Annotated in this window: 9 protein-coding genes; 5 read left to right on the top strand and 4 right to left on the bottom strand. The window is 40.5% G+C overall.

Translation table 11 applies throughout. The features are described from left to right. The first annotated feature begins 23 nt into the window (after window positions 1-23). The 4 genes from M3O96_RS04700 to M3O96_RS04685 all read left to right on the top strand — a co-directional run bounded on the left by M3O96_RS04700 (window position 24) and on the right by M3O96_RS04685 (window position 5,355). On the top strand, window positions 24-1,142 hold the full coding sequence (locus M3O96_RS04700; RefSeq protein ID WP_249719144.1) for a DUF8808 domain-containing protein: 1,119 nt from the start codon (window positions 24-26) through the stop codon (window positions 1,140-1,142). Continuing rightward, on the top strand, window positions 1,124-1,996 hold the full coding sequence (locus M3O96_RS04695; protein ID WP_249719143.1) for an HIT family protein: 873 nt from the start codon (window positions 1,124-1,126) through the stop codon (window positions 1,994-1,996). The genes M3O96_RS04700 and M3O96_RS04695 overlap by 19 nt, the downstream gene beginning before the upstream one ends. 1,371 nt (window positions 1,997-3,367) lie before the next feature. Continuing rightward, entirely contained in the window at window positions 3,368-4,501 is a 1,134-nt protein-coding gene (locus M3O96_RS04690) for a metallophosphoesterase (RefSeq protein WP_249719142.1), read from the top strand. 389 nt (window positions 4,502-4,890) lie between these two features. Beyond that, window positions 4,891-5,355 carry a nuclear transport factor 2 family protein gene (locus M3O96_RS04685; protein ID WP_241124930.1) on the top strand — a complete coding sequence of 155 codons (465 nt, stop codon included), beginning with the start codon at window positions 4,891-4,893 and terminating at the stop codon, window positions 5,353-5,355. Window positions 5,356-5,645: 290 nt separating this feature from the next. Here the strand turns inward: M3O96_RS04685 and M3O96_RS04680 are convergent, their stop codons facing one another. From M3O96_RS04680 to M3O96_RS04665, 4 genes are all read right to left on the bottom strand, one after another. Further along, window positions 5,646-6,065: an Ohr family peroxiredoxin gene (locus M3O96_RS04680; protein ID WP_241124929.1), complete on the bottom strand. Its 420-nt coding sequence runs from the start codon at window positions 6,063-6,065 to the stop codon at window positions 5,646-5,648. A gap of 256 nt (window positions 6,066-6,321) precedes the next feature. After that, window positions 6,322-7,527, bottom strand: coding sequence for a redoxin domain-containing protein (locus M3O96_RS04675; RefSeq protein WP_249719141.1), 1,206 nt, complete (start codon window positions 7,525-7,527; stop codon window positions 6,322-6,324). 71 nt (window positions 7,528-7,598) lie between these two features. After that, window positions 7,599-8,459, bottom strand: a complete 861-nt coding sequence (locus M3O96_RS04670) for a sugar phosphate isomerase/epimerase family protein (RefSeq protein ID WP_249719140.1) — start codon at window positions 8,457-8,459, stop codon at window positions 7,599-7,601. 12 nt (window positions 8,460-8,471) lie between these two features. Beyond that, window positions 8,472-9,779, bottom strand: a complete 1,308-nt coding sequence (locus M3O96_RS04665; RefSeq protein ID WP_249719139.1) for a Gfo/Idh/MocA family protein — start codon at window positions 9,777-9,779, stop codon at window positions 8,472-8,474. A 192-nt stretch (window positions 9,780-9,971) separates the two neighbouring features. Between M3O96_RS04665 and rbsK the strand changes: the two genes are divergently transcribed. Beyond that, entirely contained in the window at window positions 9,972-10,880 is a 909-nt protein-coding gene (gene rbsK, locus M3O96_RS04660) for a ribokinase (protein WP_249719138.1), read from the top strand. Window positions 10,881-10,998: the final 118 nt, after the last annotated feature.

Raw genomic sequence — 10,998 nt, 5'->3', positions numbered from 1 at the left:
TTAATTAAAAACCATTTTTATAAATGAGAGATGAGATCTTTTCAAACATTAGCAAAATAATCGAGAGGGATAGCAAAGTTTCAACCTATAAGTTTGCCTTGTTAAGGGGTACAATAGATGTTATTCTTGAAAACTCTCCATTTATCGTTCAAAAAGAATCAAGGATTTATATTCCGTTAGGTCTTTTAATTGAAAAATGGCTTCTTTTTTATTATCCAATTTTGGCTTCCAAATCATTCATCCCCCAAATTCATGGGGAAACAAAGCTAGCTTTTGAAACCCTTTTTAAAGAGATTATTGCTGATTATAATGACAAAGGAGGTTTTTCGGTATTTTACAATGACCTAAGGAAAAATGGTATTCCTATGGATCAACATGAGAATTTCTTAAAACTTCTTAAGAAGTTAAAGGATACAATTACCTCAAATCCGATGAAATATATTGGTCGTTCAATTAACCCTGATTATTACTCCATTTTCCAATATCATCCAGGTTTAAGGATTCAAAATCCTATTAAAATCGATTTATCCTATTTGATTTCAAATTTTGGGGAATTTTCAATCCCTATTGATTATCATGGCGCATTTCAGATTTTAGGAAGCTTTCTAAGTGGACAAGATTCTATTCTGTTTAAATGGGCAGAATTTTCAGTTAATGCTTCCAAGAATATTTTACCTTTTGAAAAGGTTCTTCATGATGTATTAATAAGCCCAATTACAGAAAGAGATATCAAGGAATCAAAAAAAATATATCAATCCATATTGAATAAAGATGGTAAAGTACAATGCGTTTGGACTGGCCATTCTATTGATTCATATGATATCGACCATTTAATTCCCTTTTCAGTATGGAAAAACAACGATTTATGGAATCTCCTCCCTTCAAGTCAAAAAATTAATAATTTAAAAAGAGATAAGATTCCTTCAACTCAATTGATTGAAGGTAGGAGAGATTTAATTCTTCATTATTGGGAATTGATTCAAAAAAGTTTTCCTGAGAGATTTGAAAAAGAAATGAGAATTACTCTTTTGGGAAACTCCACTTTTGAAAATTGGCAGAAACCGGCCATAGATAAACTTAAGGAAACTTGCCAATATTTAATTTCAACAAGAGGTTTTGAAGAATGGAATCCAAAAAATTAAACTCCTACAATCACCTCACCGCCAAAGAAAGGGAATCAATTTCTTTTCCTGCAAGGCATGTTTTGAACAAGGGATTATTATTGGGAGAGGTCTTGGACTTTGGATGTGGTTTTGGAAAGGATGTGGAGGTTTTGAAACAGAAAGGGATTGATATTGTCGGATATGATAGGCATTATTTTCCAAGTTATCCACAAAAGCAGTTCGATACCATTATCTGTTTTTATGTACTCAATGTCCTGATGCAGGAAGAACAAACGAGAGTACTGATGGAAATTTCACAGCTATTAAAACCAACTGGAAAAGCCTATTTCGCTGTTAGAAGAGATGTTACTTATGAGGGGTTTAGAACTCATAAAATCCACCAAAAACCAACCTATCAATGCAACGTGATCCTTCCTTTTGTTTCTATTTTCAAAAACGAAAGCTGCGAAATTTATGAGTATAGGCCATTCAACCAAAAGAATAAGGATTTATTAGAAGATTTTTGCCCATTTTGTAATCCTTCTTCAGATAGTACACTTTTAGCCGAATCAGCCACAGCTTTTTCTATGTTGGACAAATTTCCTGTTTCAAAGGGGCATTCCTTGATCATTCCAAAAAGGCATGTGGATAACTATTTTGATTTGAGCTTTCGGGAACAATCTGCCTGTACTTTTATGCTGAATTATGTGAAAGAAATCCTCCAAAAAAAGTATGGACCAGATGGATTTAATGTTGGTATAAATATCGGTGAATCTGCTGGCCAAACAGTCAACCATGTACATATCCATCTTATTCCTAGGTACGCCGGTGATGTGGATAACCCAGAAGGTGGTGTCCGTGGAGTGATTCCAGAAAAGAAAAAATATCTATAAATGACTTCTCCCAGCTCCCCCTCAAATCCCTTGCAAAGCCGTACCAGAGTAGTAGCAAAGTAATACCAAAGTAGTACCAAAGTAAGGGATAGTGCGAGCTTACCCCCTCGGCAACAGAAAAATGATGCACGATTTACGTTTTGTAATTTACATTTTGTAAATCAAGAGCAAGTCATGATGAATCCAATAAGTCCTTTTCCGACAACAGGTTATTATGGTCCCAAGTATTTTTGTGATGAAACTCATTTCATAATTTTTTCAACGTTGCTATTTTCACAACCGCTCTTTAGGAATTTGATCTTAAAAATCGAATTGGTCTTTTACTTTTCTATCGGATAGGAAGAAGGCCAAGCAAGATTTCCAACCGATTTCCCGAAATAAAACAATTTCTTTAAACTTGAAATAAATCAATTCTATAAGAAATAATGCTATAAAATCTCTAAAAAACAGGAATTTCCCCCCACTTTCCCCCCACCTTCCTCCCACCTTCCCCCCACCTTCCGTTATACCCTCCCCCACCATTCGTTAACTTTTGACCAATTTCTAAGAAACCATATAATTATTCCGATAATTTCAATTTTTGTACTTTTCCAAGACTATCAGCTTAATCTTTTTACCCCTGCAGGCGTTCAATCCCTTCCCTGTTTTGGCGGAAAGCCACCTTTATGATTGGGCATCCAATCTGCCAAAACCGGAAAGGGTTTATTTTTCTTTTTATTCTATAATCATGTCACCCATTCGGGGTTTTACACAAACCAATATTGTAATAGTCGGAGTCGTCACCCTGAGTGCTGCGAAGGGTCTCTCCTAAAATATATGAGATCCTTCATTGGTACCTCAGGTTACCAATGACATCATCAGAGCTCCGGACATCTCAATTCTGTCTCAATGTTTTGGCTAAAGCCGATTTGTTGCTTGGCTTTTATTTTTGAATGGGCTAAAGCCACATTCCTATTGAACCTCTTTATTCCAACATGTCATTCCTCTTTCTGAACATTTACAAAAGTTGGGTACTCAGGATGACGTCGCTGATATTCGACATCTTGACAACGCACGGCAGACAATCAGACAACAACGAAAACAATTACAACCACTACAACAATTACAACCACTACAACCACTACAACAATTACAACCCGATAACCCGACAACGCGAAGCAGAAACCCGACAACCATGTACCAAGAGACCCTTCGTACCTCAGGGTGACGTTTGGCAACCTGACAACGCGAAGCAGACAACAATTACAACCACTACAACCACTACAACCACTACAACCACTTCAACCACTTCAACAATTACAACCATTTTAACCACTACAACCACTACAACAATCCCAACCCTCCAATCAATTTTTTTCCTATTTTTAATCCATGTTCCAACGATTCTTTCAAATCCTCAAATCACCCATAGTTTTTGTGTTGCGGAAGCCCACCATTTGGTTTTCCAAAAAGATTTCCTCCTCACCCGACAAGGAATATGTATTCAAACGGTTGACGGAAATCTATAAGGATATCACCCAAAACCCCAAACCGGAAGAAGGCGCACTTTACAACCTCGACATGCGTGGCAACAGCTTTATCATCCTCAGCGATGTGCACAAGGGCAACAGGAAAGGCAGGGACGAGTTTCGGCATGCTGAGAACAATTACCTCAGCGCATTGGAACACTACAATGAAAAGGGTTCTTTCTACATCAATTTGGGCGACAGCGAAGAGTTTTGGAAGTTCAACATCTTCTCCATTATGCAGCACAATAAAAAGACCTTTGAGGTGGAGAAGAAGTTTGTGAAGCGGAATGCTTTTTTCAAGATCTATGGCAACCATGACTTATTTTGGAAAATAGATCCTTTTGCGAATATGTACCTCCGGGAAATCTATGACAAAGCCATCAATATTTACGGAGGCATTGTTGTCCGGGTAAAGTACCAAGACGGGAGACATATCGATGTCTTTTGTACCCACGGACATCAGGGGGACAAAAGGAGCGATGGGAACAAGTTTTCCATTTGGTTTGTCGCCTACATTTGGGGGCCTTTGCAGTCATTTTTGGATATCAACATCAACACCCCCGCACTCAGCCAAAAGGAGAAAACCCTCCACAACAAACTCATGTACGAATGGAGTCAGCAGCAGGAAAATGTAGTCTTGGTGACCGGCCATACCCACCAACCTATCTTTCACTCCTATAGCCATATCCAACAGCTTCGGGCACAATTGGAAGAGGCGAAGAAAGCAGAGAATGTGGATAAAGTCGCCGAATTGGAAGAAAAGATCAAGCGCCACCCTAGTCAGTGTACTTTGGGAGTTGCTGACCTGCCGAAGTATAAGCCCACGTATTTCAATACAGGTTGCTGCTGCTACAGTGACAACAGTATTTCGGGGATAGAGATTGCAGATGGATTTGTAAGGCTTGTCCGTTGGGGAGACGAAGAGGGGGTGTCTAAGAGGGAGGTATTGGAGGAGTTGCCGATGAATGAGTTGAAGGATATGTTCATGGATAGGTAAGCTCGCAAGCTCGAGATTAATAATCCCACAAAGACACTAAGGAAAGGGAATTCACGTAAGCCCAGAAATGAAGTATCCCGCAAAGTCGCAAATAAAAGCCCATTGCGCTCTTAGCGAAACCCTTGCGCCCATCGCGGTAAAATATTGCTGAAAAATGTCCCGCAAAGTTGCAAAGGCGCAAAATATTGCTCCCCTTAGCGAAACCTTAGCGTCAATTGCGGTAAAAAAAACTTTTCATACTCGACTGCAAACTCTGTGTTCTCAGTGTCTTTGGTAAAATAAAATAACTTATACTTCAAATTGCGCCCCATAGCGAAACCTTAGCGTCCTTTGCGGTTAATATTTTTTTATTCGTTAACTTTTGAAACAACTCTAGCTCTCTGAAAAACATGGACAATTCCAAAGTTATCCACAATTTTTATAACGCTTTCGCAAAAGGAAAAGTGGAAGAAATGCTCTCTTGTTACCATAAGGAGATAATTTTTGAAGATCCTGTTTTTGGTGCACTCAAAGGAGAAGAAGCCAAAAGTATGTGGAAGATGCTCCTCGCTCGGAGTAAAGGAAACCTCAAAGTTACCTTTTCAGATGTCAAAGTAGTGCGCAATTCAGGGGAAGCTAAGTGGGAAGCTATCTACCCTTTCGGTTCCGAAAAAAGAATCGTGCACAACAAAATCAAAGCAGAGTTTGAATTCAAGGATGGCAAAATCATCAAACACACCGATAAGTTTGATTTGTGGAAATGGTCAAGAATGGCATTGGGCTTCAAAGGGGTGTTGTTGGGTTGGTCGCCATTGGTTCAGAATAAAGTAAAAAGCCATTCTAAAGACTTGCTTAAAAAATTTATGGAAAAGTAAAATTTTCCTTCTATTCAGAAATCCATTAGAGCAATAAATAATTAATTGCTTGGAAGGGGAGGTTTGGCCGTCCAAAATGACTTTTTACTGGTTAATCTATCCTAAAAAGGTTTATAATTTTTCGTAAGTATTGAAAACTCCGAAAGATTTTTCTAAATTATCGCGTCTTGCTGACCACAAAACAATACGGGTGAAGAATCTCATAAAGACCAATTAAAAACTGAAAAACATGTTTTTAAGGGAATTTTTTTAGGATTTTTCACCCTTAGTTTTTTGAGTTAAAAACCAGTTTATACAGCCTTCACATTCACTTCAATATTACCCTTCACAGCTTTGGAATAGATGCATTCAGCATGGGCAGCTTCTGCCAATTCCTGGGCTTCTTCTAAAGATGACGCTTTAGGGATGCTGACTGCAATGTCCACAGCCAATGCATAACCTCCCTTATCGGAAACTCCTGTGTGAACTTTAACGGTAATTTCTGAATCGCTTAAGCTAATTCCTTTGGCAATGGCAGCCAATGTTCCTCCAAAGCAAGTGGCATAGCCTGCGGCAAATAACTGTTCAGGGTTGGTTTTTCCTCCTGGTCCGCCTATTTCCTTTGGCATCGCCACATCAAAATCCAACATGCCGTCATCTGTCCTCACATGTCCCCTTCTTCCGCCGGTATTGATTGCGGTAGCTGTGTAGCTAATGTTAATTTTTTCCATTTGTCTAACTAATTTGAAGTATTTGAAAAGTATTGGTAATGTTGATAACTTCTCTTTCATCCCAACTGTTTAAGATCAAGCAGGAATTTTCGAATTATCTACAATGCTTCTTTTATCTTAAGTGGGTGAAGATTTGGCACATTCCAAAATAATTGCCCTTCCAAATCGAAAAGACAATTTTCTACTTTAACCTAGCCAATCAATTAACCATTAACCATCCCGATAGCTATCGGGACCAAATAACCAATTAACTCAATTAATAATACCTCCCAATCATCGGGTGATCGACAATAGCTCTTTTTAACTCCATCGCATTGATTTCACCCAATCTTTTATAAGCCATTTTTCCTCCCGGTTCGATCAGAAGTGTGATTGGCAGACTGCCGTCCCATTCGTTTTTAACCACATCGATCACTGCGTATTTGTCTTCTGTGTCGATCAGGTAATTTGGTACAGCCGAGTATTTGCTTTGAAGAAACTTCAAGACCTTATCTTCCTGATTTGGATTATCCATGCTGAGAGAAACAAACTGAAAATCCCGACCCATATACATCCGTTGGATTTCGATAAACTCCGGATACTCAATCACACAGGGACCGCACCACGTTGCCCAAAAGTTGATCAGCAATAATTTATCAGTATCATTCTTGAGTAGATCAGCCAATCCGGTTGTGGATATCTTTTGTACTTCAACCGGTTTTTTCTTCCATTCCTCGTTTGTCTTGATGGTATATTCATTTTTCCAAGCCCATTTTGTCGAGCAACCGAAGGCTGGCGTGATAGACTTATCCACAGGCAAAGGTTCTCCGGCCAAAGTTTTTTCGATGGCGTTCCGGAGGTCTTCTGCATTGGCGGTTCCTGGTTTTTCGGAAGCATCTATTCTGCCTGAGTAACTCAGTTTTCTGTCTTTGTCAAATACAAATACCTGAGGTGTAGCTGTCGGGCCATACGCCAATGAATATTCATGCGTATCGCCATCATATAGATATGGGAAATTATATTTTTTATCCACATACCTGATCTGCATGCTTTTGTAATCGTCACCGAGGTCAGTATAACCCAATTCCTCTGGCAATATACCTATTGGACTGTTTGGTGAAATGGCTAAAAAAGCCACGCTTTTGCCCTTGTATTCCTCGACCAAAGTGATAAACCTGTCCTCATAAGCTTGGGCTGTTGGGCAGTGGTTGCAGGTGAAGTTGATGACCAATACATCTGCATCTTTAAAATCTTCGATAGAGACCATTTTACCTTCCACATCGGGTAGGTTAAAGAATGGTGCCTGATCACCAATGGCCAATTTGCCAACAGGCTGTTCTGTCATTTCCTGCGGATTAGGAGTAAACAGCCCTGTCAAATCCTGTGAAGTCTCCTTATTTTCGGAAGTTCCTTGATTGCCACATGACCATAAAATAGCCGTGCTGAGCAAAATCAGAAATGTGGATAAGTGTTGTTTTTTCATAAGTTTCCGGGTTTATTTGACAGGCTATTAAATGATTATTTAACAGCCTGTCTTACTTACTTGGTTTCAGCTTATTTTACGTAAGAAGCTTTATTCAAATATTCAAAACTTTTTAGAACACTTTCGATAGGTTCAAAATTATACCTTTCTACTTCTACATAGAAATCCTTCATGCCTTGGGCATAGGCTGCCTCAAAGATCGGTTTGAAGTCCATGGTACCACTTGCCCCGATTTCCTCTTCATCTTTGATATGGAGAAGAGGGAACCTTCCCGCATATTTATTAAGGTAATCCACAGCAGGATATCCACCTTTTTGAGACCAATACACATCGAGTTCGAAGCAGACAAGTTTCGGGTCAGTGTTTTTGATCATATGGTCCATCATGATAGTTCCTTCGATTTTTTCAAACTCCCTGGCATGGTTATGAAATCCAAACATCAAACCTGATTTCTTGGTCACTTCTCCCACCGAATTGTAATAATCACACCATACATCCAATTCTGCCAATGTTTTTGGGATAGGCATAGAAGGTTTGATCAGGTATTTGGCGCCCATCCTTTTATGGTCATCGGCAGCTTTTTTCCACCACTCCAATGCCTCTTGCTTTTTGGCAGGATCGTATTGGGGCCCACCGACATGGGCACTCTGCAACTTCAGCCCCAAATCTTCTATGTATTTTCGATAAAATACTGGCTCCATACCATATACCAAGCCATCTTCATAATTTGCATTTTCAAGGTGTTTATAACCGATAGAAGAAACAAGCCGCAATGTGCCTTGGGGATCATCCGTCATGTCTTTTCTGACCGAATATAACTGTAACCCTATTGGCTTTTTGGCAAATGGTGCTGCAAATAAATCTGGGGGGGCAAGGATACTTCCCAATGCCAATGCGCCAGATATTTTTAAGAAATCTCTTCTTTTATTCATAATATGATGGGTTTAAAGCTTATATCCGTTTTCGTAATTGTAATGCAATCTGGCGTTTGCCTTTTTGTCTTTGATGAATTTTTGGGCCACGGGATCCCAATTCAATGGACGTCCCAATTCCGCGGCAATATTTCCAATTGTGCAGACTACGCATGTACTGTGGCCGACTTCCACAGGGACGATAGGATCCTTCCTTTTGATGACAGAATCTATAAAATCCCAATGATGTTGTGGATAACGTAATTTTGGCAACTCCATAACAGGTTGGAGACTTTTGTCCGAGGAATCAAAATTGCCCCTCGATACTTTGATCCAACCATCCTCACCAATAAACTGAACGCCTTGCCTGTTCCCGTCAAAAGGACCGACGATCATTTCTACCCCATTGGCATAAAGGTAGGTCAAAGGTTTTCCGTCTTTGGCGGGAATGACTTTGACAGGAGCGCTTCTGTCCATACCCAAGCCCCACTGTGCGATGTCAAACATGTGTGCGCCCCAATCGGTCATATAGCCACCGCCTGTTTCCTTATAGGATCGCCATGCGCCCCAAAGTTTTTCATTTTGTTCAGGTTGGAGCGAAATGGATGGATTTAGTTTTTCATTGAAGTGTAATTCCGGCAAAGGACCGAGCCATGTTTTCCAGTCTAAGCCTTCAGGGATTTCCTGCTTTTCAAGGTCATAGGGAACCGGGTGTTCAGGTTGACCGACATGCACGAGCACCTGTTTTACTTTTCCGATTCTCCCTTTCAACACCATGCGCGCAGCATGTTGGAAGTTGACATCGGAGCGCTGCTGACTGCCAACGGCTAGAATCGTGCCATGCGACCTTACAGCTTTGACTAGTTCTTGACCTTCCTTGATGGTCAGGGTAAGCGGTTTTTCGAGGTAGATATCCTTTCCGGCTTTGCAGGCATCTATCGCCATGAGGGCATGCCAATGGTCCGGTGAGGCAATTACAACGGCATCGATGTCTTGCCTTGCCAGAAGTTCCTTGTAATCTTTATAAGCACCAATAGTCGGAGTGGGTTTTCCCAACTCAGCGCTGATTTTGTTTACTCTAAGCTTAAACCTCTCCCTTTTGATTTCATAGACATCTGCACATGCCATTATTTCCACACCGGGAATTCGCATCATGCCATTGAGAAGCCCCATTGATTGACGCCCCACCCCAATGAATCCCAACCTGATTTGATGGACGTCACCGGGTTGGATTTGGTTGGAGGCAAAACTAATTCCGGGTAAAAAAGATAGTCCTGCAGCACTCAGTAGAGAGGTTCCTAAAAATTTCCTTCTGGAAACTTGGGGTAAGTATTTTTTCATTGTCTTTCGGGTTTGTTGTTAATAAATACCCCTTCAAGGTAAATTTGGATTATCTCAGGGTAAATTGCTATTTTTAGATTAGCACAGCATAATATTACTTTAAATCGGGCTTTCATAAAAGTTTAGACAACCGAAAATCAGTCTTGGAATAGGTTAGTTTGATGAAACCCACTATTTCTTATTTGTAAGGTGATGGACAAAAATAAACCCAATATACTTGTCATCGGATCCGCCAATATGGACATGGTAATCCGGTCTGATCATTTTCCTGTTCCCGGTGAAACGATCATTGGAGGAGATTTTTCTTTGATTCCGGGAGGAAAAGGTGCCAACCAAGCAGTGGCTGCTGCCAGATTAGGAGGGGATGTCTGCTTTATTACCCAATTGGGAAAGGATCTTTTTGGAGATCAAAACCTCGAGAATTATAAAAAGGAGGGAATAGACACCTCTTTTATAAAACAGAACCTTGACCAACCTTCCGGTGTAGCTTTGATCACCGTGGATAAGTCAGGTGAAAATACCATTATCGTCGCTCCCGGTGCCAATCACAGCCTTTCAGTAGCAGATATAGCAGCAGCTTCAGAACCATTTCAGCGAGCGGATATTTTGCTTGTCCAACTAGAGGTGCCAATTGCTGTGGTGATGGAATCTTGCCAAAAAGCCTATGGTTTGGGCAAAAGGATCATCCTCAACCCTGCACCCGCATCGGATTTGCCTGACAGTATATTTCCTCTTCTTTACTTAATTTGTCCTAATGAAACCGAAGCCGAGTATTTGACCGGAATCAAAGTGATAGGAGAAGCTTCGGCTTATCAAGCTGCTTCAAGATTGAGGAATAAAGGAATGCAACGCGTCATCATTACTATGGGAGCTGTCGGTGCATTTCTATTTACTGATACCTTTCAGGGAATCATTCCCACTACCAAAGTGGAGGTAAAGGATACAACTGCTGCCGGGGATACCTTTTGTGGAGCTTTGGCAGTGGCTTTGGGTAATGGAAAAAATATCCAAGAGGCTGTTGCCTTTGCCCTAAAAGCCGCTACGCTCTCCGTGCAGAGATTTGGTGCACAGACGTCGATACCGTATTTGGAGGAAATGTGAGGCGAGAAGCGAGAGACTAGAATCGAGAAAACAGGACTAATTTATAATTTAAGCTAATCTTATTCACTAAGCGACTCTCCAACTTGATAACTGTCCATCCTGACAACGCGAAGCAGAT

It is taken from the genome of Aquiflexum sp. TKW24L (assembly GCF_023502205.1).
Taxonomy (GTDB): domain Bacteria; phylum Bacteroidota; class Bacteroidia; order Cytophagales; family Cyclobacteriaceae; genus Cognataquiflexum.
The sequence above is the reverse complement of the archived record's forward strand: the minus strand, read 5'-3'. Positions and strand labels throughout refer to the sequence as shown.

What these genes read in the sequence shown, in the direction of transcription:
- M3O96_RS04690 (WP_249719142.1), top strand. Translation starts at nt 3,368, where the DNA reads ATGTTCCAACGATTCTTTCAAATCCTCAAATCACCCATAGTTTTTGTG.
- M3O96_RS04675 (WP_249719141.1), bottom strand. Translation starts at nt 7,527, where the DNA reads ATGAAAAAACAACACTTATCCACATTTCTGATTTTGCTCAGCACGGCT.
- M3O96_RS04680 (WP_241124929.1), bottom strand. Translation starts at nt 6,065, where the DNA reads ATGGAAAAAATTAACATTAGCTACACAGCTACCGCAATCAATACCGGC.
- rbsK (WP_249719138.1), top strand. Translation starts at nt 9,972, where the DNA reads ATGGACAAAAATAAACCCAATATACTTGTCATCGGATCCGCCAATATG.
- M3O96_RS04695 (WP_249719143.1), top strand. Translation starts at nt 1,124, where the DNA reads ATGGAATCCAAAAAATTAAACTCCTACAATCACCTCACCGCCAAAGAA.
- M3O96_RS04685 (WP_241124930.1), top strand. Translation starts at nt 4,891, where the DNA reads ATGGACAATTCCAAAGTTATCCACAATTTTTATAACGCTTTCGCAAAA.
- M3O96_RS04670 (WP_249719140.1), bottom strand. Translation starts at nt 8,459, where the DNA reads ATGAATAAAAGAAGAGATTTCTTAAAAATATCTGGCGCATTGGCATTG.
- M3O96_RS04665 (WP_249719139.1), bottom strand. Translation starts at nt 9,779, where the DNA reads ATGAAAAAATACTTACCCCAAGTTTCCAGAAGGAAATTTTTAGGAACC.
- M3O96_RS04700 (WP_249719144.1), top strand. Translation starts at nt 24, where the DNA reads ATGAGAGATGAGATCTTTTCAAACATTAGCAAAATAATCGAGAGGGAT.